Origin of the sequence: Fibrobacter sp. UWB16, from assembly GCF_900215325.1 — a bacterium.
Taxonomy (GTDB): Bacteria; Fibrobacterota; Fibrobacteria; order Fibrobacterales; family Fibrobacteraceae; genus Fibrobacter.
Genome location: NZ_OCMS01000002.1, coordinates 593,160 through 618,629, shown reverse-complemented (window position 1 = coordinate 618,629; position 25,470 = coordinate 593,160). Strand labels below are relative to the sequence as shown.

Genomic DNA, 25,470 nt, shown 5'->3' with positions numbered 1-25,470 from the left:
GGGGCCCCGCCCGCATGCGGTACGGGTAGCATTACTCAAAGAGTTCCCAAATTTGTAATTAAAATTACTTAACAAAACGGAACTCCTTTGTAGCCTTCTGTGCTACTGGGAAGCCGCGTAACTGCGCCGGGGAGAACTTCCACTGGCGAATAGCCTTGAGCGCTTCGATATCAAAGCCATAGCCAGCCGGGTCCTGTGTCAGCACCTGAGCCTGCGAAACATCGCCGTTCACATCAATCACAATAAATACTTTCACGTAACCCGAAACGCCCATTTTCTTGGCGCGGTCCGGGAACTTCGGCTGGATTTCACGCAACACTTGCGCCTGTTCATCCACTTCGCCAGCCTCGTAAATTACGTTTTCCATCGTACCTGCATCCACGGCAACGCCATCGCCAGCGGCACCACGGGCAAGCGACAAATCCATCTGGAAATTCTGGCTACGGGATACGCCCATGTGCGCCGAAACCTTGAACGTGTTCGGAGTCGCCACCGTACGGATGACCTTCTGCTTCACTTCGGGCTTTTTCTCACTCACGAGGACTTCAACTTCGGTCACTTCTTCGAGAACTTTTTCGGACTTCACGCCTTTATCGAAGAACAACACGTTGATGACCGGGATTGCAAGGAAGAACACTGCGCCCACGACAAACGAGAGCACAAACGCCACCGGGAATCGGAAATATTTCGCACAAAAGTCAAGCATGAGAGCGAGAGCTACTCCTCCTTATTCGCGGAAATAGAGACTTTTCTCACCTTCGCCAAATTACATTCATCGAGGATATCAACAACAACACCGTTGGGGGCATCGCGGTCGCTCACGATAATCACCGGGCGGTCCGGTGCTTCGGCCATCATCTGGCGGAGCACGGTCTGCAAAGTCGAGAGGTTCACCTGCGTCTCGTTGATGTGGATGGTCCCCTGACGGGTGACACCAATCAAAATGCTTTCCTTCGCAAGTTCCTTTGCGGTACTCGCCTTCGGCTTCGTCACATCCACGCCTGTTTCGCGCGTGAACGTCGAAGTCACGATGAAGAAGATCAAAAGGATGAACACCATATCGAGCATCGGAGAGACATCAATGCCACCACCGCTTCTCGAACGTTTACGGATAAAACTCATTCAACCTCCTTGGCAAAGCAGCGTTCTTCGAACTTGAGCGCTTCGCTCCAGGCAAAATCACCAATAGAATCCACTCGTCTTTCGAGATAGTTATAAACGAGCATCAACGGGAACGCGACAAGCAAGCCCGCCTGCGTCGTGAGGAGCGCTTCGGAAATGCCGTCAGCCAATAGCACCGGGTTTCCAAAGCCAAACTGCTTAATCGTCTCGAACGTGTGCACCATGCCAGAGACCGTTCCCAAAAGTCCAAGGAGCGGAGCAATCGAGGCACAAGTCACAATCGTCTTGAGCGACTTGGAAAGGCTCACGTCCAGTTCGTGACGCGTCGCAAGCATCGCATTGCGCACAGCCACAGGACCATCGTTACGGTACTTCCGCACATTTTCGACAAGAGCCAAGAAGTAGCCAAAGCGGCGCTTGCGGAGTTTTGCAAAAGCAGCCTCCTCGCCCACCGTGTCCAAATCCTTGAAGAACTTCGAAGTCGAAGTGCCTTTCAGCATAAAATAATAGCCGTATCGTTCAAACATCAAGAACCAACCCAGCCACCCAATCAGGAATAGCGGGAGCAACACCCAGCCGCCGCGCAGCAGGATGCTCATGGTCGCTTCGATGACGGAATATTCGTCCATTACTTTTCCTTAATCCAGATAGCGTTGAGGACGGCAAGGCCCGTCTTTTCCATACGAGTACGGACAGAATCCGAGATGTTCACGAGGAGCGTGTGCAAGAGTTGGAGCGGGATAGCCACGATAAGGCCTGCTTCCGTCGTCACGAGGGCGATGGAAATACCGCCAGCCAAAAGCTTCGGGTCGCTCGTGCCGTGCATGGTGATGACATTGAAAAGTTCAATCATACCCATAACGGTACCCAAAAGACCGAGGAGCGGCGCCGTCGAGGCAAACACGGATATCCAGCTGAGACCCATTTCGAGCTTGGGCACTTCGCCAGCGAAGAGTACTTCGAGAGACTTTTCGGCACTCGCGCGGTCCTTGAAATTCTTGCCAAGCACAGAGCGCAACACCTTGCCCACTTCGCCATGAGCCCTCTGGGATTCAGCAGTTGCAAGACGGAGGTCGCTATTAGCGAGAGCCTTAGCCGCATTGCGGGCACCACGGCCACCAAAGCCAAGGATGAGGAGCCAAACAAGGCGCACGAGGAAGATGACAAGGCCGAGGATAAAGAGCGTTGCAATCGGGTACATCAGAATGCCACCGTTGTGGAAAAATTCAGCAAAGTCTTCTTTCCACGTGGTTTCCTGGTGGTTTGCAAGTTCGCTCGAAAGTTCGGTACTGAGGAGGACATCAACCGGCACCATCACGAATGCAGAATCATTTGCACCAGCAAAAGCCTTTGCCACATCCTTGCGCGTTTCGGGAGAGAGATTTTCTTGCCAGCTATAGACACGCTTCTTTTCGCCTGCCACCGGGAGCATCAAAGCCGACGGATGGAAACCGTTGATATCGGTGACCTTCGCCATCTGCATGGCAAAGAGGCCGCCCAAGCGCATGCGGTCGCCTTCGGCAACCGAGCTACCGAACATGAGGTCCGCCTTTTCAGTGCGGACTTCACGCGTAAACTTCATTTCTTTCTTGGCAACGTCGAGCATCGAGCGGGCAATGCGGAGCGGGTCATCGCGGTAGAGCCCCATCTCTTTCTTGACCTTGTTCTGCGCTTCGACGCGATCGGCAACCTTGAACGGCACACCCTGTTCCTGGAACTTGGCAAGCATTTCCAAGCGTTCCGGACCTGCAGCGAGCGAGAGGTATTCGGCACGGGCCTTTTCGGCCTGGAGCTTGACCTGTGCCAAGTCTTCGCGAGCCACGCGCACATCTTCGAGCAAGCGGGTGCGTTCGGACATCAAAGCGTCCACGCGCTCCTTGCCGAGCTGATACTTTTCATTGAAGAGTTCACGTTCCTTGTTGAACGTTTCGCGGTCCTTCCAGCGGGCGGCGACAGCCATGTCGCGCTTGCGGCGAGCTTCTTCGAGGTCGGCCTTCGCGCTGTTGAGTTCGGCGCGCTTCTTGACGGCATCGACAGTCGTGTTCTGCTGAGCATGAGAAGCAGGTGCAAAAATTGCGAAAGCTGCTACAACAAGAGGCAATAAGAAACGTGCACTGGATCCTTCGCTTCGCTCAGGATGACGGTTGAGGCTAATTCCTAATTCCGAATTCCGAATTCCGAATTTCATTAGTTAGCCTCCTTCGGGAAAGATACTGGGATAGTCACAAGTCTTGGTGCGGTCTTGCCTTCGGCGACCTTCATCACGTCCTTGAGAATGGTGCGCATCGTGAGGTCTTCAGAAACGTTCTTCCAGGAGTAGCCGAGGCCGTTACGAGTGAGGAACAGAACATCGTTACCGTCATTGCTGACAAAGATCGAAGCGACTGCACCGTAGCGCAAATACGTTCCGGCCACGTTGCGAGCGTCCACCTGCAAAAAGCCCTTCCAAACTTCGGTGGTGTAACCCAGGCGAATGCGGTCGTAAAAGACTTCCATCGTGCGGTTCAAGGCGTCGTCCGTTTCGATCAAGCCCTTGTGCAACATGCTTGCAATTTCCTGGATGTTCTTGACGGCTTCGTCCGTGCGGTACGGGAAATCCGATTCAAAGAACGGCACGAGAGAATCGATGACCGTTGCAAGAGAATCGGCGTACTTCGTCTTGCGGTTTTCGAAATAGCGAATCGAGCCATTCGTTTTGGCGCGAGCAGCAGAAATTTTCTTGAGTTCTACATTGAGCGAATCAATTTCGGCTTTCAAGGACTTGTTCTGGGCCGAGAGGTTCTGCACCTTTTTGCGACCGACTTCAACGAATTCAGCATGGCGCTTTTTTTCGGCTTCGTGCATGGATTTTTCGCGAGCGGTTTCGGCTTCGACCGACTTGATTTGGCGACGAACGCTTTCTACCGTTTCTTGGGCCATGGCAAAAACGCCAGAAAGCCCCAGACACAACAATACTTTAGGAAGGAATGAAAATTTCATGTGCATAAAATACAAAGAAGTTAGCCTAAAAAATTTAGAATTTCTACAAAAATAACGTAAAATCGAGATTTCTCGTCATTTTGAACCCCTTATAGGGGTGAAAAATCCAGTCAATTATGTTTTAGACTTAACTGGATCTTTCGCTTCGCTCAAGATGACGTTAAAAGAAAGGGTCAGGATGACGTAATAGGAAGGCGTCAGGATGACGTAATAGGAAGGCAGCAGGATGACGTAATAGGAAGGCAGCAGGATGACGCTGTAGGGAGTCTTATTTTTCCAGCAGTCGTTTCATGTCAGCAGGGTACGCGTGGCTTTCGAAGGTGCGGGGTTCTTTCCAGTACGGGAGCTGGAGTTCAACCTTGTACGCAAAAAGCATCTGGTTGTGGGCGCCAAGCACCTTGATATCTTCGTCGGTGAGTTCACCGCCCTGCGCGAGCTTCTGGTAAAATTCACCATCGCGGTAATACAGGCGGTCCCCCACAATCGGGTAACCCATCTCAGCGAGGTGCGCGCGAATCTGGTGCTTACGTCCCGTAATGAGCTCCGCCTCGACAAGCGAAAGCTCCGGCGCAATTTCTGGGCAATCCAAATGGCGCACGAGCTTAAAGCGCGTAAAGCATTCCTTGCCATCTTCGCGGTGGTGCATGCGCAAGCGAATCGGGTCTTCCGGGTCTTCACGCAAAGGCATGTGGCATTCCACTTCGCCTTCCGGGAACTTTCCACGCACGACAGCGAGGTAGAACTTGCGGAGCAAAATGCGGTCCAGATTTTTCTGGAAGCGTGCGGCCGTTTCGCCATACCTTGCAAACAAGATAAGTCCACCCGTATCGCGATCCAAGCGGTGCATCGGCGTTGCCGTCTCGGAATCGAATTCACGGCGGATGATCGCTGCAAACGTGTTGTAGAAAATGCGACCCGTATGGTGTACAGGCACGCCAGCCGGCTTTGCGACTAGAATAAATTCATCATCTTCAAAGACTGTTTCAAAATCAGTCGGGACTTCGGGCTCGCTGTAGTTTTCGACGTGGTAAACGACCTTGTCGCCGCGATGCGCTACAGTCTCAACATTGGCTGTTGCACCATTAATCGTCACGAGTCCGCGCGTCAGACGGTCCACCCAGTCTTCACGGCTGTGGTACGTGAAACGGTCGCAAAGGAAATCGAGCAAAAGGCGGCCTTCGTATTCCGGGCGCACTTCACTTTCAAAGAACATATCTGACGGAGCCTTGCCCATTTTATTCCCTGTACAAATCGTGCTTGATGATGTAATCGTAAACGGACTGTTCCAACCCCTGCGGGCACACTCCCCGATTCAGCAAAAGCGACCTGCGGATGGCGGTACTTGAATAAACGCCGTTAAAGCCCTGTTCCGGCCCAAGCCAGTAAAGCGGAGCGTAACCATTGCGCTTATGTTGTTCCATATCCGGTTGTGGGTAACCATTGCGAGCAAAGACAATCAGTTCAATATCGCGAAGCAGCAAATGGCCGTTGTAGTTCGTACCGTAAAAATTCAGGGGGTCGCGCCAATGCGGGATACCTTCGTAAGTATCGGCACCTGTGAGCAAGCGGAAATTGATATCCGGGAATTTTTCCTTGAGGCTCATCAAGAACACGTACGAGCCGCGATAATCGCCCTGCTGGATTTCTAGGTTCGAAAGGAACAAGCGCTTATCGCCCGAGAATGCAAGTTCGAGCATTGCAAAGCGGTCTTCTGGCGAAGCGTTCAGCTGCTTATCCCAACGGTCGGGACTCGGCATAAACCAGACTTCATCACAAAAACCTCGGTCCAAACAAGTTCGCGCCACACGCATGTGATCTTTATGGACCGGATCAAAAGCACCACCCAAAACAGCAACATTCTTCATAACACAACTCGTCAGTATTTATTAATAGACAAACACGGAGAATCCGAGATTCATCTGCCAGCGGCCACCCGAGACATCTTTATCGACAATCGGGTCGTAATGTTCAAGTACCCAATGGTAACCAATGTCGAGCGTCAGGAACGTTCTCGAGAAAACAATCCAGAACGTACCAAAGCCTGCGCTCCATTCATTCCAAGCAATGTCACCATTTTCACTGAGCGCGCTCGATCTAGAATACGAGCCCATTACATAAAATTCGCTAAATAAATGAACACCCAAGTCTACGTTAAAGTCCGAAGTTTCAACTTCATTTTTTTTGCCGTCATCATCCTTTTCTTGATAGCCCGAAAAGCCGTAACCCAAGCGAATAAAGGCAAGCCCAGGCATCCAGGCACCAATCATCGGCTTGATTTGGCAAAGACCGACACCGTGGCCATCGCCCACGCCCGTTCCAGAGCCAATTCCAAAAGAGCCTCCCAAAATCAACGGCCAGCGCATATTCGTCCCTGCACCTGCACTAGCGGGAGCCGAAGCTCCAAGCGGATTTGTGGCAGAAGAGCCCCCCATCGGAAGTCCCTGCGCAAAAGAAGACGTTGCCCCCACAAGAGCAAGCACCGCTATACTCATGAAGAGTTTAAACAAAGTCGATAAATTTTTCATATTACAAAACCAAAATCAAGGCAAAAGCAAGGCCCATCAAGGCGTTAAAAAGCGCATCGAATTTTGACACAAGATAGTTCTTACGCGAAAGCGTTCTTTCGTGGCAAACGTTAACCAAGGACCAATCTGAAATAAAAACCGAAAGAAGCAATTTAGCGACCAGCAAAACAACAAGCCAGGAGACCACACCTGAAAAGAAAATCAGCACGCAATAGACTGTAGACAAGCCTGCAGTCAACAGAAAATTTGACCGACGTAATTCAAAATCCGTAGCCGTAGAGTCTTTCGCCATTTGCAAGAACTGGCTTGCTTTTTCAGAAACGACCTTATAGCTAGCCACAAATTCCGAAATATTATAGCCCATCAGAATAATCGAAGCGATGAGCGCAATTTTTACAACATAATCAGACATTGAATTACTTTCCTGAATTCAAAATTCGTACATAGCTTGCATAACGGGCTTCGGAGATTTTACCCGATTCGACGGCTGCACGCACGGCACAGCCCGGTTCCTTGAGATGCTTGCAGTTGCTAAACTTGCATGTAAACAAGTCATTTTCAAAAAATCCCGGGAAAATTTTGGCGAGCGTTTCGGGTTCCATGTCCATAAGGCCAATGCTACGGATACCCGGCGTGTCAATCACGTAACCGCCACCCGGGAAATCGAACAAGCTCGAAGAGGTCGTCGTATGACGACCCTTGCCGTCGCGTTCGCGGACATCTCCCGTGCGCAGTTCGGCGTGCGGAACAAGCTCATTGATGAGCGTAGACTTGCCGACACCGCTCATGCCACTAAAGACCGAAGATTTACCGACGAGTTCATTGCGCAGGACTTCGAGACCATCCCCACTTTTAACGCTCACGGGAATCACCTTGTCCACGATTTTCATAAAGTCGCGAATATCCGTCGATAGGTCCGCTTCGCCATTCGGCAGCAAATCCATCTTGGTAAGCACCAGCACAAACGGCAAATCGTTCAAGTTTGCGGCAAGCAAAAAGCGGTCCATGAACCCGTAGTTGAATTCCGGCAGCGTCACACTCGCGACAATCACGACCTGGTCGATATTCGCGGCAAGCGTCTGCTGCTTGTAGAAGCTATCGCGCGGACCCGGGCGCTTGAGTTCGCTCTTTCGCGGGAGCACTCGCACAACGCAATACTTCTGCGAACCGACACCATCGCCTTCGTCATCAGCATCGTTCACGAGTCCGAGCAAAACGCGGTCGCCCACGGCAGGGAATTCCCCGAGCGTCTTGGACGTGGTCGCACGGTACATGGCGGTAACAGTAGACGGTAGGAAGTCGGAAGTAGGAAGGTTGTCATGCCCGCCTTGAGCGGGCACCTCCTTCTCGTTTAATCTCACTTCGCAGGTGCGGCGGTGGACTTCGAGCACAAGCCCTTCCACGCAATTTTCTTCACCGATGTTTTCGACCGGATTCTTGATGCGCTTGATTTTCGCCTTTTTAAATTCGCGGCTGAAACGCTCCTTGATCGGACGTTCATCAACGACTCCCGATTCCAATTCTCGCATCACGTCGATACGGCGGCTTCTGTGTTCGCGTCTGGACGTGCGAACACTCTTCAATGGAGCTTCATTTTCGTCGGAATCAAAATCGTTATTTCGCATCTTTCTTCAATTTAGAAAGTTTTTCGTCTTCGAGCTCCCGCGCTTCTTCCAATTCCTCTTCAGTCACCGGGCGTCCACGGCGAATTGATTCCATCAAAAAATGAATCGCCTTCAGGCGGCCATTGCACTTTTCGATGCAATTGTCATAAAAACCTTTCGTTTTCCAGTCACTTTCGGGAATATGTTCCGAGGCGTACAGAAAATGCTCGACACAAATAGAAAGCTGTTCCGCTTCCTTTCTCAAATCTTCCAAATTACTCTTCGTAAAAAAAGGCATAGTGTAAAGATAGTTAATCAGTAGACGGTAGAAAGTTAGAAGTAGGAAGAAGAAAGATATCGGCAAGGGATGGAACCAACAGATGTACTTTTTCGCACATTTAAGGCAATTTTAAAGACATGACTCTTTTCACAGAGGTATTTTTTGTCTATTATTCTGCTATAATCGAAGGGAAAATCAATGATTTCTACGATCTATAAGCTTTTTAAGATGACTCGTCCCGTGAATATCGTGATTGCCATAATCACACTTCTCGTGGGCTACACTTTACTACAGCACAACCCCACCCTCCCTGTTTTAATCCTGCAAATGCTCGGTTTTGCCACCGCCATTGGATTTGCAAACATCCAAAACGACATTCTCGATTTGGAGTGCGACAAGCTGAGCCACCCGGAACGCCCCCTTGCAACCGGCGAAGTTTCGGTCAAGGCAGCCCGCATAACATGCTATACCTTGGCAGCCATAACACTTCTTTGCGGAATTGGCGATAGCGTCATACAAAATATCAGATTCATTGATATTGTTAAAGACCCAGAACACGCTCTTGATTTCGGCTGGATGGGCGCACTCATCTTGTCTTTCCCGATGTGGTTCTTTGCATTGCTTTGCGCACTACTCGTTGCATACAACCGCACGCTCAAGCGTTCTCCAGCACTCAAGAACATCACAGTCGCGTTCCTTTGCACAACTCCGCTACTGTATGCCGTTCAACATTTCTTTAACTTTTCGAACCACGACTTTCCTGAAGAACACATGTGGGCCATCATCCCCGCGATTCCATTTGCGTTTTTGCTGACCATCGCCCGTGAAATCTACAAGGACTTGGAAGACAAAACGGGAGACCTCAAGGCTGGCATTATGACATTCCCGCTCGTTGTTGGAGACAAAGTAGCAAGAAGACTTGCTGGCGATATCATCATTTTCACGTGGATTTCGCTCCCAGTCCCGGTTTTCTTTTTAGACAAACTTTTCAACCACAATTATCCGCCGATTTTCCTCGCCATGACAGCAGCGACACTAACCCCTTGTTTCTTCATCGTCATCATGAGTGCAAGCAGCCAAAATTACCGTCGTGCACAGACATTCACAAAATTTGCAATGTTACTCGGGCTCATTTCACTCCTATTTTGCTCAATAGTCCAATAACAATCCGCGCTATTAACGATTTCCATGAAACTCCTCATTTTCGAGGAGTTTTTCATTTTATGTAATGTTTTACATTTTATGTTTTACAATTTTTGTAACGCAGTTCTCAAAAAGCGAGATTTACGTTTATGGCACGTATTTTGCTAATCCGCGGCGTCCGCTTCCCCGCTTGCACCCGTTTGGGTGAGCTAAGGCCCTCGAGGCAAGGGAGGCTCCACTTCAAAGAGGCGTTATGCTCGAAGAATTGCATGAAGAATGCGGCGTCATCGGTATCTATAACGGTGATAATGTTGCCCGCAATGTAGCCATGGGACTTTACGCATTGCAGCACCGCGGTCAAGAAAGTGCCGGGTTCGCTGTTTCTGACGGAGACAAAGTCCGAGTCCGCAAGTCCATGGGTCTGGTTTCCACCCTTTTAAGAGATTACAATATCGACGAACTGCAAGGTTTTGCAGGCATTGGACACGTGCGTTACAGCACGACCGGAGCCTCGACCCTCGCGAACGCTCAGCCGATTTTGATCAGCTGCAAATGGGGGCAAATCGCAGTCGCCCACAACGGGAACATCACAAACGCTCCCGAACTCCGCGCCGAGATGGAAGCCGACGGTCACATTTTCCAGACCACATCCGATTCTGAAATTCTCCTGCACGAAATCGCCCGCACCAAGGCGGACACTTTAGGCGAAGCCATCAAGATTGCCATCAGCAAATTTACCGGCAGCTTCTGCCTCGTATTCTTAAGCAAAGACACGATGTACGTCGCCCGCGACGGTTACGGTTTTAGACCGCTCTCGATTGCCCGCATGGGAAAATCTTGGTGCGTCGCTAGCGAAACTTGCGCATTCGACTTGCTCGGCGCGAACTACGTTCGTGACATCCAGCCCGGCGAATTCTTGACCATCACCAAGAACGGTCTCCATTCCGAACGCTTTACGCAAAAAGACCGCCTCGCCCACTGCATTTTCGAATACATCTACTTTAGCCGCCCGGACTCCAAGATTTTCGAACAGAGTTGCGACAAGATTCGCCGCAAGATGGGCAAGCAGCTCGCCAAGGAATGCCCGGTCGATGCCGACATCGTTATTTCCGTGCCGGACAGCGCCACCACAGCAGCACTCGGCTACGCACAAGCTAGCGGCATCCGTTTTGAAATCGGACTTTTGAGAAACCATTACGTGGGCCGTACATTCATTGACCCGACGCAAAACGTGCGCGAACAGAAAGTCCGCTTAAAGTTCAACCCGATTGAAGGTGTGCTTAAGAACAAACGCGTTTGTGTTGTCGAAGACTCCATCGTTCGCGGAACAACGCTCCGCATTCTCTCCAGAATGCTGCGCGATGCGGGTGCCCTCGAAGTGCACATCCGCATTGCATCACCTCCGGTCGCCCACCCGTGCTTCTTCGGGATGGACTTCCCGAGCCAGGGCGAACTTGCCGCAAGCTCCATGACTCCCGACGAAATCGCCAAGATGCTCGGTGTCGAAAGCCTCGGCTACCTGAGCGTCGAAGGCATGAAGAACTGCACCGGCGAAGGTGAAAACTACTGCGCCGCATGCTTTGACAACTGCTACCCCGACTACATCGGGGCGCACGCCGAAAAAACGAGATGCGGGTAATTTAACTGGACCCTTCGCGTTGCTCAGGGTGACGAAAATGCTGGTTCAGGATGACTGTAAAAGGAGATGCCGTCCCCATTCGCGGATCATGACCACGTAAGAACTAAAGTTCTAAGTGGTCAAAGAGAATAAATCCGGCATGACAGTAACAAAAAAACGCCCCAGCGGGGCGTTTTTTTTATGCGTTTTCGAAAGTCCAGCGGATGTGTTCGTCTAAGTAATCGTGAGCGTCAAACGCAAGACCGAAACAATCCCTGATTTTCTGGACGTCATAGAGCATCGGTTCATCGCCCCAGCCCATGTCGGTTTCCACAATCTTGGAAGTGCAGCCCGGCTTGAGAGCAATCATCTTCTGTGCGATTTCCTTCCAGCTGATCCATTCGGAACCGAGCCCCAAGAAGATTTCTTCGTTGTAGTCGGATTCCAGCAATTTCATATAAATTTCAGCTTGCTGGGAAGCATGGATAAACTGCGTACCGTCGTTCTTGATGATGTTGATATCGCGGTTTTCCTTGACGGCGTAAGCCATTTCAAAGAAGCGGCGGTCCGGCTGCGAGCAACCATCGGGGAACGCCGGATTACCGAACGTATAGCCCGGACGAATGATATTGCGTTTCATCTTGACTTCAGGGAACTGGCTTCCGTAACCGTGGCTAAAGCCAAGCACGTAAGCTTCACCCGCAGCCTTTGTTGCACCGTACAGATCAATCGGCAAATTGCTCGTGGTTTCACGCATTTCGGAACGCACACGACCCATTGCCGAAGTGCTACTCGTCATAATAAACTTGTCGCAACCAGCCCTAGCAGACATTTCAAGGAGAGCCACCGTTGCACGCGTATCGTTCATGAGCATGGCACTCGGGGTATCGCCCCAGCCAAGAGCCACATGAATGCAGGCGTCGCAACCAATCAGGCCTTCGCCCATTTTTTCAAAATCCGTAAGAGCAGCCTCGACAAACGAGACATTCGGATTAGCTCTTAATGTCGGCACCTTGTTCGGGTGGCGCGTTGCGACAACAACTTCGTGACCTTTCTCCAAAAGCGCCTTGACCACGTAATGGCCAATAAAACCAGTTCCACCCGTTACAAAAACTCGCATAAGAACTCCTTTTTCAACACCTATCTTTTTCAATATAGATTATGTCAGTTCAATCCGGCAAGATTCATAAAAATTTATTTGCTGATTTAGGGAGCTTTTCAGGTAGTTTTTAGGGATTTTAACATTGCGATTTCTACCAGCTATCAACTAATAACTATTGACCAGCAACTATTGACCAATAACTAATTTACTAGATTAAATCACGGAAAAATTCTAGTGAGGTTTTTATGTCCCGTTTACGCGTTTTGGTATTGATGGGCGGTCCATCTACTGAACATGATGTTTCTGTCGTTAGCGGTACTGGCGTTGTGCGCGCCATGGATCCGGAAAAGTACAACATCCACCCGGTGCTCATTGACAAGGACGGCACCTGGCACTGGTCTTCCCGTGAACTTTCTCCGTACCAGAAAGCAAATTTCTCGGCAAACTATTTCCACAGCCTCGAAGGTTCAGCCGCCAACAAGAAGAAGTCTCCGGCACTTTCGGAACTCCCGTCGGCTGACATCGCATTCCTCGCCCTCCACGGCAAGTGGGGCGAAGACGGTCACATCCAGGCCATGCTCGAAAACTGGAACATCCCGTACACGGGTTGCGGCCTTTTGGCATCGGCACTCGCCATGGACAAGATCAAGTCCAAAGAAATTTACCGTGCAAACGGCATCCCGACTCCGCCTTACCGCGTGATCTGGAAGCACGACTTTACCGGTGACACACTCGTAAGCGTTGCCGACGAACTCGGATACCCGCTTGTGATCAAGGACCCGCTGGGAGGCTCTTCCATCGGCATTGGTATCGCCAAGAATCTCGACGAAGCCGGCAAGATTGCACAGGACTTGTTCAAGGATTCTAACCGTTTGCTCTGCGAAAAGTTCATCGCCGGTGGCGAAGCTAGCTGCGGCTACATCGAAGGTGAAAAGCCGCTCCCGCCGACTGAAATGCGCATGACGACCCGCGAATACTTCGACTTCGAAGCGAAGTACAACGGCGAATGCCAGGAAGTCACTCCGGCTGAATTTGCACCGGAACTCACCGCACGCATTCAGGAACTTGTGAAGAATGCCCACTACGCTTTGGGCGGCGCAGGCTACAGCCGCACGGACGTCCGCATCACGAAGGACGGAGAACTCTTTGCAATTGAAACGAACACGCTCCCGGGCATGACCCCGACATCGCTGTTGCCGCAACAGGCAGCTTGCGTTGGCATCACCTACAGCCAGCTCATCGACCTCATCATCGACAAGAGCTTGGAGATTAAGCGTTAGTCATGAACTACGATCTTTTTGTAGACACATCCCGAAAGGGTATTGCAATGGCGCTGTGCGCGGACTCCGTGTACGAAGAAATGGTCGATCCATCTGCCAAGGGCGAAATCCTGAGCGCAAGCTTGGATAACCTTTTGGCTAAGGTCGGCGCCACTCTCGATGACGTGAAGCGCGTCATGGTGACTGTCGGGCCGGGCTCGTTCAGCGGACTGCGTACGGGCGTTGCATTCTGCCAGGGACTTTGCTTTAGTGGCAAACGCAATTTGTATGGTGTGACGACATTGCAAGCACTTGCCTGCTTCGCCGGCGCTCCCGATGAATCTGTTGCGGTCGTAATTCGCGCACGCAATGGATTCTGGTACTTGCGTTTGAACAACGAAGAGAGCTTTATCGAAACCGCAGACGTTGTAGCACGACTCCAGGCAAGTTCTGTGAAGAACGCCGTCGTCGATGCAGCCGCACTTGCAGACGAAGCACTCGTCGCCGTGTTCAAGGACAAGGGAATCGCAACGGTTCTCGACACCGACAAGAAGCTCAACATGTGGGCTCCGCTTTTTGATACAGTGAAGCCTTCGCTCATTCAAGAAGCGAACTACATCCAGCCCTCGTACTTCGAGAAGTTGAAGGTGTAGTAGGAAGTAGACAGTAGGCAGAAGAATGTTTGCTGTAGGATGAAAGCGTCATCCTGAGAAGCGAAGCGACGAAGGATCCAGTAAAGTCTTGAGATTGCAATAATGAAACTGCGAAATATGACAGAATCCGATTTGCCACAAGTTCTCGAATTGCAACGGGAACTTGCGTTTCAGGATTGGAATGAGAAGCAGTTTCTGTCGGAAATCCGCGCAAGTTACGCATACTGCGTTGTTTGTGAAGATGAAGCCAAGCTTTTAGGTTATGCCATATTCCATTTGCTCGGACCTGATTCCGAACTGTTGAGCATTGCGACTCGTTCATCTGAACAGAGAAAGGGCATCGGCAGTCAACTTTTGAAAGCGGGTTTAGACAAACTCACCGAAAGCGGCGATCAATGCTTTTTGGAAGTCCGCAACGGGAACGCCAAGGCTCGAGCATTTTACGAGAAGCACGGATTCAAGTTGTATAGCGTCCGCAAAAAATATTATTCCGATGGCGAAGACGCCGCATTGTACAAATTCAGCAGGTAATTATTTTGTCAATAATTCGAAAATCCGACAAGAACGATCGTAAGAAAAAGAACTTCAGCGTGGGCATAGCGCTGCTCATTTTGCTTGTCATCGCAGTATTGACTTATGTCATCTTCGAGAAAAGTGGCCTGTGGCTTGTTGAAGATGACGACTTTGAGCATGTCAAATGGGTTGCCGTTTTGGACGGTCAGACATCGGATTTGGAACGCAGCGACTTTGCCGCCAATCTTTTAAAAGAAGGCAAAGCGGATTCCGTGCTGCTTTTAGGCCGTCGCGTTTTCAGAGACCGCAGCAATTCTGAATTTTACGCGGACGATTTCATGAAACTCGGATCATTTGATAGCAATGCCGTTTTTCTCGTTCCGCACAACGACCCCTCCACCATCAGCGAAGCTTACACATTAATTCCATGGTTAAAAGCACGTAATATTGATACGGTTCTTCTCATCACAAGCGCAACATCTACATACCGCGTCAAAAGAATTTTCCAAAAGCTTTCTGGAAACGGCCCTGTATTTCTGACAACGAATATTCAACACATTACTTTCAATCCGGCCTGCTGGTACAACAACCGAGAATCCCGTAAAGACTGGCTCCGTAGCTGGGCTGCTTTATTCGCTTCGTACTTTGACTTGTTCAATATCGATACGCTTAGCGCAGGTGATTCTTCTTACTACAAGCCCATCCGTTCTTACGCCGAATACAAGAAAGAAATGCGCCCCAAGGTGAACTTGCAAAAGATTCTCCCGAAGATCGAAGAAAAGATAAAGGTTGAATCGGAGAAAGAAGACCTCAAGGATTCTGTCGCAACAAGTACAAAAGCGACTGTAAAAGAAGCTGTGAAAGATTCAAGTAAGGCGCAGGAAAAAGCTCCGGCAAAAGTCAAGGAGCAGCCTAAAGACGCGCCCAAAGCTACAGTTAAAGAAACGCCGAAGGACAAGGCTGCGGAAAAGAAAACTGATGCTAAAGCGCCAAACAAGACGCCTGCGAAGCAAGGCAAGAAATAACTAGAGAGACACCCCCTATTACGTCGTTCTGACACCGAAGGTGGAAGAACCCAGTAAAATCTAGCGATGCAACGACAAGAATTGACTGGATGGGGCAAAGCCCCATGACGGAGAAGCGGCTTCAGGATGACGAAGAAGCGGTGGATTAAACGCTTAGGAGCAACAGTGCTGCGGTGAGAGGCGCGCTCCAATTGATAGCGACTTCGTTGCTTGCAAAAGAGCATTGTTCGTCAGCATAGGACATGCCGCGAGATTCGCCCATGTAATGCGGGTTTCTGTGCGTATCCTGACGGTCTTCGTTAATGCCACCAACGACAAGCCCTGGCACCGGAGCCTCAACTCCATCGGAATGGCTAATGCGGTGATGCGGGAACTTCGGAGAACTCCAGGCCGAGCCCGTCACAAAGCTCACGTCCACAGGATTCCTGCCATAAATAAATTCAATTTGTTCCATTGCCGCATTGCGGTACTTCAAATCATCAAGCCATTCATACGCCAAATACAAAGTCAGCGCATGGTTTGCAATATCACCATTGCTACCCCAAATAAACTTGCGGATCGAAAGTCCATACGGGTCTTCATTTTGCAAATGCAAAATTTCATCAGCCGTGTACTTGAACGCCATTCGAGCGCGGTCTTTCCACTTGCAATCCGTCGTAGCCAAAGCAAACCAAGCCAAGTTCTGCGTCGAGCGCCATTGCAAACCGTACGTCGGCAAGTACGTATCCATATCCACCAACAATTGACTTTCCATGCGTTCGAGCATACCCGCAACGCCCACGTCTGCGATACTTTCAACATTTTTCAGTTCGCGATACAGCATGGCCCGCGCCCAGAAAAAGTCATCGCCTAAATCCGAATCGCCATAGCCACCACTGCCTTCGGTGTTGTGCGGCCAATCGACTTCGGGATTTTTCTCGGCCCATAGGAAAGCACGGATACTAGCGAACAAACATTTTTCAGCAAATTCGCGATCGACATTCGCGTAAACGTGATGCGCCTGAGCAAGTGCACCCGCAAAATTCAATGCCGAAGACGTAGACTTGCCAAGGATATAGCGCTTTTGTGAAGCATCCGATTCCGACGGCGTTACAAAGCCATCCCAACGGTATGGCGTCACCTTGAAGAACACTCCCCCATCTTCGTCTTGCATGCGCAAGAAAAATTCCAGTTCAAAACGGATTTCATCGAGCAAGCTTACCGGCAGTTCGTACGTTTCCTTGAACGCAGTACCACCAACAATCGAGGACTTTTGAGAATGCGCCTGCATGAGCTCGCAGCCAAGCATCAGAGTCGCAACACTCACGCCACCATTCACAATGTACTTGCCATAATCGCCCGCATCGTACCAGCCGCCATGAGCGTTCCAAAGCCCCGCACGTTCCATCGTCGGGTGGAATTCCAACTTATCGTCCAAATGCGCCACAGGGCGGGCCCAAATCCCCGCCAAACGCTCCGGCAATTCGACACCGCTCCGTTGGTAATAGAACGACTTGATATTCGCCTTGAGTTCGCGAACAAGCCATTCATCCGAAACTTCAAACCAATGCGACTTGACATCAAAGTCATCCAGGACAATCTGGTAACGCCCCGGTGCAGTAACGGCTGTAAAAAAGCCCTTATACAAGAACTCGCCCGTATATGCACAACGGCAGATTTTTTCGGTTGCACCCTTATAGACTTCTCGAGAATCGCTGTCCAAAATTTTGAACTTGACCGAAGACAAAGAAACGTCCTCCGAAAAAGCCACTAAAAAAATCTTGGAAGCCGAGGGAACGTAACCGGGATGACAATAATGGATTTTCGCGTTCATACCCTAAGAATAACTTTTTTCGGACAAAGACGGAAAACAAATCTCGACAGACGTGTTTACTACAGGGAACATAACATTTTTATCACAATTATATTTAGATTTTATACTATGAAAAAGCCACTCAAAATTACCCTTATCGTTATAGGATCTTTGATCCTCCTCTACTTCGTCACACTACTCGTAGCGCCCAAGATTGCACGTAGCTACATCGAAGAGCACTCCAAGGAAATGATTGGCCGAAGCATCACCATCAAGGACATCAGCCTGAACCCGTTCACCTACGTCTTGGACGTAGACACGCTCGCGGTCATGGAATCGGACGACAAGACGCCCTTTGTCGCATTCGAGAAGTTCAGCGTCAACATCAACCCGATGCAGCTCTTTACGAGGACGCTCGACATTAGCGACATCTACATGAAGGCGCTTTACGTGCGCGTCAAGCAGCATGGTGAGCGATTCAACTTCTCCAGCATTCTGGAGCACCTCGCCACAAAAGACAGCCTCTATTACGCCGAACACCCGGACGAAAAGAAGGTCCAGGACAGTACAAGCAAGAGCGCTGCAGAAATCGCAGCCGGGCTCCCGGTCAAGCTCAGCCTCCGCAATATCGTCTTTGAAAAGGGCAACATTATTTACCAAGACACAAAAGTGGGCTCGAAGTTCCACCTCAAGGACTTCTCCATCAACATTCCGGCAATCTACCTCGAAGATAACGCAACCGGCGTTGACGTGAGCTTCAAGTTTGCAGACGGTGGCGACCTGAACGTGAAGGTCGATGCCAACATGGCGACTTACGATTTCAACATTTACCTGAACCTGAACCGCTTTGCACTCGCCTGCATCAAGCCCTACCTGAACGACTACATCAGCTATAAGGACTTCTCCGGTTTCCTCTCTGCAAACATCGCCATCAGCGGCAACCTGAACAGCATCCTTTCTTCTAACGTCAAGGGCCAAGTCCAGCTTGACAAGGTGGACCTTACCGAAAAAAGCGGAAGCAAGCTCGGTGCCGAAAACGTCACCGTTGGCATTGGCAAGGCCAACTTGACCGATAACGAATTCCTCATCGATTCCGTCATCGTCGACGGAGCGTTCGCCCATATCGATTTGTACAAGGACGGCAAGACGAACTTCGACGTGCTCCTCGCCCCGATGAACAAGGGACAGGCAAGCACCACGGATTCCGCTGCAATCGATTCCACGCAAGCTGAACCGGCCGCAGAAACCGCAGAAACTGCCAAGCAAGAATCCGCCGACACGGCAAAGGCCACCGCAGACACGGTTAGCGCAGCAGCTACTGCAGAAAAGCCGGCAGCCGCAAAGAAGCTCAAGGCCAAGATTAACAAGTTGCTCGTGAAGAACACCGTCGTTACCGCAACGGACCACACCATCATCCGCCCGTTCAACTACAAGGTGAGCGCCATTACCGTTAGCGGCCAGAACATCAACTACGACACGCCTTGTAATGTGACCGTCACGGCAGCATTCCCGGAAGGTGGCAGCCTCTCACTCAAGTACCACGGGGCACTCAGCAACCTCAAGACGATGGACATTTACATCAGCATCAAGAACCTTGCCCTCAAGCACTTCTCGAACTATTCTCTGCATTACACAGCCTATCCGCTTAAGGCAGGCACGCTCGCCTTCGCTAGCGAGAACAAGATTGTAGACCGCAACCTCGATAGCAAAAACACAATCGACATCTACAACATCACCGTCGGCGACAAGGTAGACGACATCGACCCGGAATACACTGTTCCGATGAAGATTGGTCTCTACATCTTGAAGGACAAGGATGACAAAATTCAGTTCGATGTGCCGGTCAAGGGCAACTTGGACGACCCGGAATTCTCTTACGGCAAGATCATTTGGAAGACCATCGTGAACCTACTCGTGAAGGTCGCCATCTCTCCGTTCAGACTCGTCGGAAATCTCGCCATGGCAGGCGCCAACGCTCTCGGCTTTGACCTCGGCAAGAACGATGAAGTGATAATCGATGCAAACACAGAAACGTTCACAAGCGAACAATACGCCAAAGCCATCAAGATGACGGAAATGATCAAGAAAGATCCGAACCTCATTCTCACATTCACGCAATACTACAACCCGAGAAAGACGGCCAGGGAATACAAGATCAAGCAGCTCAAGATTGATTTCTACAAGCAAAAGAACAACAAGACTGAACTGAATGAACTTGATCACAGAGCCATCGACGAGATGGACGAAAGCGACAAGGATTTCAAGGCATACGTCAAGGAACACTCCGCAGAAATCGACAAGAATTACATGATGAAGGTCCTCCCCAAGATGGCTGCCCAGCGCAATGCAGACTTGCTCAAGGTCTTGCGTGCACAGCCGGGAATCACAAAGAAGAACCTGAAAGTCATCACAGCCCCGAGAGATGGCCTCCGCGGCTACAAGGGCAAGCCGATGTACAAAGTCACTGTAGACGTGCAGTAAAAAACGCAGACACAAGGCTATAAAAAGCATCATGGCGGACTTTTGTCCGCCATTTTTTGTTGTATTTGTACGCAACAGAATATGGTCAAAGTAATCCCAAATTTTGGATTAATTTTCAATTAAATAACAAATTAAAAAACTGTAGAATCTATACAAAATAGGTCTCGGCAATCAGCCGGGACCTTTTTTGAGTTCAATGGAAATCGCTAAGGATTACTTTACAGCAACCAGCTTTTGACGAGCTCCAACACGTACCAAGTAGTGGCCAGCGCGTGGCATGGAGAGGTTGAAGTTCGCGGCATTGGCGCTGCCCTGCATTACAACACGGCCTTGCAAGTCAAGTACATCATAGGCGACACCTTCGCTGGCACCGGATATCTGAACATCGCGACCGAGAGTTGTAATTTTGAGGTGCGGCATCTGGGCAATAACCGGCAAAGCACTCTTACTCTTACTAGAGCTGGACTTTGCCTTGTTAGAGCTAGAACTAGATTTCGCCTTACTGGAGCTAGAGCTTGACTTCACAGAACTACTGCTAGACTTCGCCGTGCTGGAGCTGGAGCTAGACTTTACTGAGCTGCTGCTAGACTTGGCCGTGCTGGAACTGGACTTTACGGAGCTGCTGCTAGACTTGGCCGTGCTGGAGCTGGACTTTACGGAGCTGCTGCTAGACTTAGCTTCGCTAGAGCTGGAACTCAACTTTTCAGAACTGCTGCTCGATACAACACTCGAACTGCTAGATTTCGCCGAGCTACTAGAGCTTTCGTCTTTGCGAGAGCTAGAAGAACTCGAAACAACCGTTTCGCTGCTACTCGATTCAACGCTTGAGCTACTGGACTTAGCGTCGCTAGAGCTCGACTTTTCGGAACTACTGCTAGAATTTGCAGAACTGCTGCTGGACTTAGCGTCGCTAGAGCTAGAACTCGACTTTTCCGAGCTACTGCTAGATTTCGCCGAGCTGCTGGAGACGATTTCATAAGACTCATAAACAGCCTTATAAGAAGCCTCACCCGTCACAATAGCCACTTCGCTATCCCAACCGGTAAACTTGTAACCAGTTCCATCGACAGGTTCGCGAACAGGAGCCTTAGGCACAGTCGGCATCTTGCCATAAGGTTCTTCAAGGCTAGAAATTTCAGAGCCATCGTAATCAAGGAACATGATCTTGTAAAGGTTTGTCGAATACTTGGCAACGACAGTCGCAATCCCTGTAAAGATTGTTTCCGTAGTCACTTCCTTATTCGTCACGTTATCAAACCAACCATCAAAATGATGGCCCATCGGAATGTTCTTTGCAGTCGGCAAAGTCTTGATCATTCCCGTATTTTCAGTAGCCTTCACATAGACATCGCTACCATCGACAAACGTGATAAAATAAACAGGCTCAGTCACCAAGGTAAACAAGGCATAAAGCGTCATATCCTTGCTAATGACTTGACGGTTCTGGAGCATATATTTATCACCATCGGTCCAGCCCACGAACAGTTCACCAGGAGCCGGTTCCGGTTCAGCAGGGGCATCTACATAGCCCTTATGACTCGTATAATGGTTATAAATCTTCACCTCATCATCAAAGACAACTCGGTAAATCGGCAAATAAGATTCATCAGCAAATACCGGATAATCATTGTAGCGAGTAAATACGCCTGCATTTTCTGCATCACCGCCAAGAGTATTGAGCTTCCAAGCAAACTCGTTTGTCTGCATTTCTTCTGTAGTAAGGGCGAGAACCTTTGTAAGCGTACCAGCATTCGTTCCTGCCACATTAGTAATTCCAGCAACGGTCTTGTCGAAGTAAGAGCCAATGATTGTGCCAGCATTTGTACCAGCAACACCGCCCACACGAATATCCTTTGTCGATGCAGAGACAGTATTCAAAATGGTTCCGCTGAAATAAGAACCCTTTATGTAGCCATCTTTATTAAGATTACCAACGAGACCTCCCGCATAAACAACCGCCGTTTTAGGATTCGAAGTTTCAGTTGTCTGCAAGTTCAACTTTCCAGTCGCATAGGAATTTTCAATTGAAATTTTCGCATTATCAATAAATCCCACAAGGCCTCCCGCATAGTTTGCAGAATATGCATACTTACTAGTTGAATTGATATCGCCTTCGTTTTTGCACTGTCTTACAACAAGATCTTTTTCACCACTATTAGCACGACCAATAATTCCACCCAAAGCAATCGATGTACCCGAAGTCGTAAAAGCAGTCGAAACATAGCCTGTCATATTTCCGCTATTAAGGCATTTCGTTATTTTTGAGGAATATGCACATCCTGCAATTCCACCCATGCGAGGCCAAGACAAAGCAGCTTTAGCAGAATCTGCGCCTTGAATAGAAAGCTCCCCGGAATTTTGAACATTATTCAAAGTAGCTTCGTACAAGCCACCCGTAATACCGCCTACTGCAACCTTCGAGCATACCGTATCCATGGAATAGTTTCTGCCTAAAACACTTCCGAAATTCGAAGCATTCTCAATCACACCTTTATATTCAATGCCTGTAATTCCACCGACATTGATTCCACCGACATTAGAAAGAGCCTTGCTTACTTTGGACTTCAAAGCAGTTCCCATTCCTTTTACATTACCCTTATTAGAAACATTCTTGATAATGCCACCATGCATACGTCCAATAATACCACCAACCGAACTCAACGTATCATAGCCCACATTTGCAGCATACAGGCCCAACACATCACCTTCGTTGACAACATTTTCCAAAGTTGCTTCTTTGCCATAGCCAGCAACACTTCCCACCATGCCCGAACGGTTCGTCGTCGTAATATACGATTCCTTAATGGTCAAATTCTTTACAACGGCTCCAGTATCAATGACACCGAAAAGGCCGCTGAACTTAGCATTTGCATAAATACCGCCAATGCTAAATTCATTACCATCAAATACACCCTTAAAACCAACGGTCGTATCGGATCCCATCGGAGTCCAAGAATTGGCCGGAGCCACCTTATGCCAATTAATGTAGTTTTCGCTATTTTCATTCAAAGAAATATCAGCAATTAACTTATAATGGCTTGCACCGTATTCCTTGTTTTTCTTGTTCACCAAGTATTCCATATTGCGGAGCTGCGTTGCAGTGGCAATCAGGAAAGGCTTACCTTCGGAGCCATCGCCACCTTCAAACAGATTTGCAGAGCCAAACGTTTCGCCTTCGGCAAGGAATGTCGGGTAACCATCATTAACGGCATCGTCTTGTTTATAAGCGTTGCCAAGAACCAAAGCAAATGCTCCCGTTTTCATTCGGCCTACAAGCTCTGCAGCACTATTGGTCACCGTTCCGGAATTAGCAGAATACACATTTGCACCAGAAACCTTGCCCGAAGCGAAGTAGCAATTATCAATTGTACCAGAGTTTTCTGCAACGATTTGTGCAATTTTGGATCCAATCACGGCATTAGAAATGCTGTACGAATTTACAACCGTGGAATTGGCTTTATTTATGGCACATATACCACCTGCAGAAGAATACTTTGCCATATTCGAATCATTATACTTAGCCGCTAAAGCCTTATTTTGAGAATCAACCTTACCCGTATTAATACTGTTTTCGATGGTTCCTAAATAATTGTAAGATGCAATACCGCCAGCATAAGCATCGCAAGCAATTTCGCCTTCATTTATACTCCGAGAAATAAGCCCTATATTCTCCGAAGCGATACCACCAGCATAACCATGCAAGGTTGCCCCAGCCGCATCCGCGTGAATTTTTCCATAATTTGAGCAATACTCTACGCGCCCACCTTGACGTATCCCAGCGACAATCCCTGCCGCATAGACACTTCTGGTAGTAGAATATGAATCAACGAGGGAGTAGTTCGAGCAGTAACGAATTAAACCAATATTCCAACCCGCAAAGGCACCAGCAACAGCAATTCCACTAATCTTGGAATCCCTGATAGAAAGATTTTCGACAATGCCATTAGCCCCAATTACGCCAAACAAACCTGCATAAATGTATTTTCCCGGGACAATCAATCCGTATATGCTTTTGCCAGCACCATCAAATCGGCCCTCAAAAGTAATTTTATCAGACACACCCACAGGTTCCCATAAATAGGTCATTGTCGAGGCATCATCGCCTTCATTCAAAACAACATCATCAACCATTCGGTAGCTCTTGGAAGCATACACATCATTCATGCCATTCACAAGACCAGAAACAGCACGCAAAGATTTTGCAGAACCAACCAGGAAGGGTTTATCTTCCGAACCATCACCGCCTTCAAATGCAGAATCACCTTCAAAAACAACCAACTGCGGATAGCCATCATTCTGCTTTGCGGTGTAGGTAAACGAAGTACCCAAGACATTCGCGAAATCCTCGGACTTCATGTTAACCGTCAACTTGCCAAGGACATTACTCCTCACGCCACCCGTTGAACCAACTGCAGCCTGCGGGGCATTAGTCTCCCCCACTTCACTAATGTTGTAATAAGCATTGTACAGCGTGTCCGTATTCAAGGCCATATTACCAACAATTCCACCATAATACAAACCTGCAACAGCTGTTTTCGAAGCATGCTTTAGAGAACTGCGAGAATAGACATTCTCGACGCGGGTCAATTCACCCATCTTACCAATGAGGCCACCAATACTGTGATAGTTACCTCCCGTCGAGCCCTTTTCAATAGCAGCGACAATCTTACAATTTGCGATTGCATTTTTCACAGCCGAATGCGCAGCGGAACTGCCTGTTGCATAGCCAATAAGGCATCCAACTTCAGAATACATAGCTGAAGTCGTAGTGTTATTAACATTGGAATAAACAAAGCCATTAGCGCTGACATTTTCCAATTTACCACCCGACAAAACGCCAACAAAAATACCGATATGAGGATTATTATTAATTTCCCCTTGAACGGCAAAATAGGACTGTTCAACACTTAAATTTTTCACCGTTGCCGAAGCACCGATGGTGCCAAAGAAACCAATACCGTTGTATCCAGCCACAAAGCCCGTGTCCAAATACGCACCATAAACTTTATGGCCCTTGCCATCAAAGACACCTTGATATTGTTTTTGAGCAAGACCAATCGGTGTACTCCAGTGGTTCACCGGCGGCTTTTCGCCCCATTCCGCATAGTTTTCACTATTTTCATTCAAGTAAATATCGTCAGTAAGCACAGCGCACAAAGTCGTCGCGCCAGCTGTGACTTTCTGAGCGAAAAGCGCTAGTTCCGCTCCATTCGAAATCTGATAAGGCGATGCAGCCGTTCCTTCACCGGCAGCAAAGCTTGTTGCAACCGAGCCATCCCAAACATTAGCGGCCCAAACGTTCGCTACAACCAGGACAAGTATCCAAAGTGAGCATTTTCTCTCAACCATATTTACTCCATTTTTTCGTCTTTTT

Annotated in this window: 21 protein-coding genes; 7 read left to right on the top strand and 14 right to left on the bottom strand. The window is 49.1% G+C overall.

The window, feature by feature from the left end:
* Nucleotides 1-64: 64 nt before the first annotated feature.
* From CRN95_RS07920 to CRN95_RS07870, 11 genes are all read right to left on the bottom strand, one after another.
* Nucleotides 65-706 carry an energy transducer TonB gene (locus CRN95_RS07920; protein WP_097020561.1) on the bottom strand — a complete coding sequence of 214 codons (642 nt, stop codon included), beginning with the start codon at nt 704-706 and terminating at the stop codon, nt 65-67.
* An 11-nt stretch (nt 707-717) separates the two neighbouring features.
* On the bottom strand, nt 718-1,122 hold the full coding sequence (locus CRN95_RS07915) for a biopolymer transporter ExbD (protein WP_012819885.1): 405 nt from the start codon (nt 1,120-1,122) through the stop codon (nt 718-720).
* A complete protein-coding gene (locus tag CRN95_RS07910) occupies nt 1,119-1,751 on the bottom strand; it encodes a MotA/TolQ/ExbB proton channel family protein (RefSeq protein WP_073424495.1) in 633 nt (210 codons plus the stop codon). Before CRN95_RS07910 ends, CRN95_RS07915 begins: the two co-directional genes overlap by 4 nt.
* Entirely contained in the window at nt 1,751-3,310 is a 1,560-nt protein-coding gene (locus CRN95_RS07905) for a MotA/TolQ/ExbB proton channel family protein (protein ID WP_235002945.1), read from the bottom strand. Before CRN95_RS07905 ends, CRN95_RS07910 begins: the two co-directional genes overlap by 1 nt.
* A complete protein-coding gene (locus tag CRN95_RS07900; RefSeq protein WP_235002944.1) occupies nt 3,310-4,101 on the bottom strand; it encodes a DUF3450 family protein in 792 nt (263 codons plus the stop codon). The genes CRN95_RS07905 and CRN95_RS07900 overlap by 1 nt, the downstream gene beginning before the upstream one ends.
* Before the next feature lie 268 nt (nt 4,102-4,369).
* Entirely contained in the window at nt 4,370-5,335 is a 966-nt protein-coding gene (locus CRN95_RS07895) for an RluA family pseudouridine synthase (RefSeq protein ID WP_097020560.1), read from the bottom strand.
* Between the two features lies 1 nt (nt 5,336).
* The gene (locus tag CRN95_RS07890) at nt 5,337-5,966 is read right to left on the bottom strand and encodes a nicotinate-nicotinamide nucleotide adenylyltransferase (protein ID WP_088629173.1); all 630 of its coding nucleotides are present in this window, start codon (nt 5,964-5,966) and stop codon (nt 5,337-5,339) included.
* A gap of 21 nt (nt 5,967-5,987) precedes the next feature.
* Nucleotides 5,988-6,626 carry a hypothetical protein gene (locus CRN95_RS07885; RefSeq protein ID WP_088629174.1) on the bottom strand — a complete coding sequence of 213 codons (639 nt, stop codon included), beginning with the start codon at nt 6,624-6,626 and terminating at the stop codon, nt 5,988-5,990.
* 1 nt (nt 6,627) lies between these two features.
* A complete protein-coding gene (locus CRN95_RS07880) occupies nt 6,628-7,038 on the bottom strand; it encodes a hypothetical protein (protein WP_088629175.1) in 411 nt (136 codons plus the stop codon).
* A gap of 4 nt (nt 7,039-7,042) precedes the next feature.
* A complete protein-coding gene (gene rsgA / locus CRN95_RS07875; protein ID WP_088629176.1) occupies nt 7,043-8,251 on the bottom strand; it encodes a ribosome small subunit-dependent GTPase A in 1,209 nt (402 codons plus the stop codon).
* Entirely contained in the window at nt 8,241-8,528 is a 288-nt protein-coding gene (locus CRN95_RS07870; protein ID WP_073424502.1) for a hypothetical protein, read from the bottom strand. Before CRN95_RS07870 ends, rsgA begins: the two co-directional genes overlap by 11 nt.
* A 210-nt stretch (nt 8,529-8,738) precedes the next feature.
* On the opposite strand from CRN95_RS07870, the gene CRN95_RS07865 reads away from it, so the two are divergent.
* Both CRN95_RS07865 and purF read left to right on the top strand, forming a co-directional pair.
* Nucleotides 8,739-9,674, top strand: coding sequence for a UbiA family prenyltransferase (locus tag CRN95_RS07865; RefSeq protein ID WP_235002943.1), 936 nt, complete (start codon nt 8,739-8,741; stop codon nt 9,672-9,674).
* A 232-nt stretch (nt 9,675-9,906) separates the two neighbouring features.
* Nucleotides 9,907-11,292: an amidophosphoribosyltransferase gene (gene purF, locus CRN95_RS07860; protein WP_088629179.1), complete on the top strand. Its 1,386-nt coding sequence runs from the start codon at nt 9,907-9,909 to the stop codon at nt 11,290-11,292.
* Nucleotides 11,293-11,470: 178 nt separating this feature from the next.
* Here the strand turns inward: purF and CRN95_RS07855 are convergent, their stop codons facing one another.
* Entirely contained in the window at nt 11,471-12,391 is a 921-nt protein-coding gene (locus CRN95_RS07855; RefSeq protein WP_088629180.1) for an NAD(P)-dependent oxidoreductase, read from the bottom strand.
* A gap of 227 nt (nt 12,392-12,618) precedes the next feature.
* Between CRN95_RS07855 and CRN95_RS07850 the strand changes: the two genes are divergently transcribed.
* The 4 genes from CRN95_RS07850 (at nt 12,619) to CRN95_RS07835 (ending at nt 15,823) form a co-directional block, all read left to right on the top strand.
* Entirely contained in the window at nt 12,619-13,653 is a 1,035-nt protein-coding gene (locus CRN95_RS07850; RefSeq protein WP_073424506.1) for a D-alanine--D-alanine ligase, read from the top strand.
* 2 nt (nt 13,654-13,655) lie between these two features.
* On the top strand, nt 13,656-14,285 hold the full coding sequence (gene tsaB / locus CRN95_RS07845) for a tRNA (adenosine(37)-N6)-threonylcarbamoyltransferase complex dimerization subunit type 1 TsaB (RefSeq protein ID WP_088629181.1): 630 nt from the start codon (nt 13,656-13,658) through the stop codon (nt 14,283-14,285).
* A gap of 102 nt (nt 14,286-14,387) precedes the next feature.
* A complete protein-coding gene (gene rimI, locus CRN95_RS07840) occupies nt 14,388-14,816 on the top strand; it encodes a ribosomal protein S18-alanine N-acetyltransferase (protein WP_088629182.1) in 429 nt (142 codons plus the stop codon).
* A gap of 5 nt (nt 14,817-14,821) precedes the next feature.
* Nucleotides 14,822-15,823, top strand: a complete 1,002-nt coding sequence (locus CRN95_RS07835) for an ElyC/SanA/YdcF family protein (protein WP_159462295.1) — start codon at nt 14,822-14,824, stop codon at nt 15,821-15,823.
* Between the two features lie 145 nt (nt 15,824-15,968).
* Here CRN95_RS07835 and CRN95_RS07830 read toward each other — a convergent pair whose 3' ends face one another.
* On the bottom strand, nt 15,969-17,636 hold the full coding sequence (locus tag CRN95_RS07830; protein WP_097020559.1) for a glycoside hydrolase family 9 protein: 1,668 nt from the start codon (nt 17,634-17,636) through the stop codon (nt 15,969-15,971).
* Between the two features lie 108 nt (nt 17,637-17,744).
* On the opposite strand from CRN95_RS07830, the gene CRN95_RS07825 reads away from it, so the two are divergent.
* A complete protein-coding gene (locus tag CRN95_RS07825) occupies nt 17,745-20,096 on the top strand; it encodes a DUF748 domain-containing protein (RefSeq protein ID WP_097020558.1) in 2,352 nt (783 codons plus the stop codon).
* A gap of 213 nt (nt 20,097-20,309) precedes the next feature.
* Here CRN95_RS07825 and CRN95_RS07820 read toward each other — a convergent pair whose 3' ends face one another.
* On the bottom strand, nt 20,310-25,445 hold the full coding sequence (locus tag CRN95_RS07820) for a hypothetical protein (protein ID WP_097020557.1): 5,136 nt from the start codon (nt 25,443-25,445) through the stop codon (nt 20,310-20,312).
* Between the last annotated feature and the right edge of the window lie 25 nt (nt 25,446-25,470).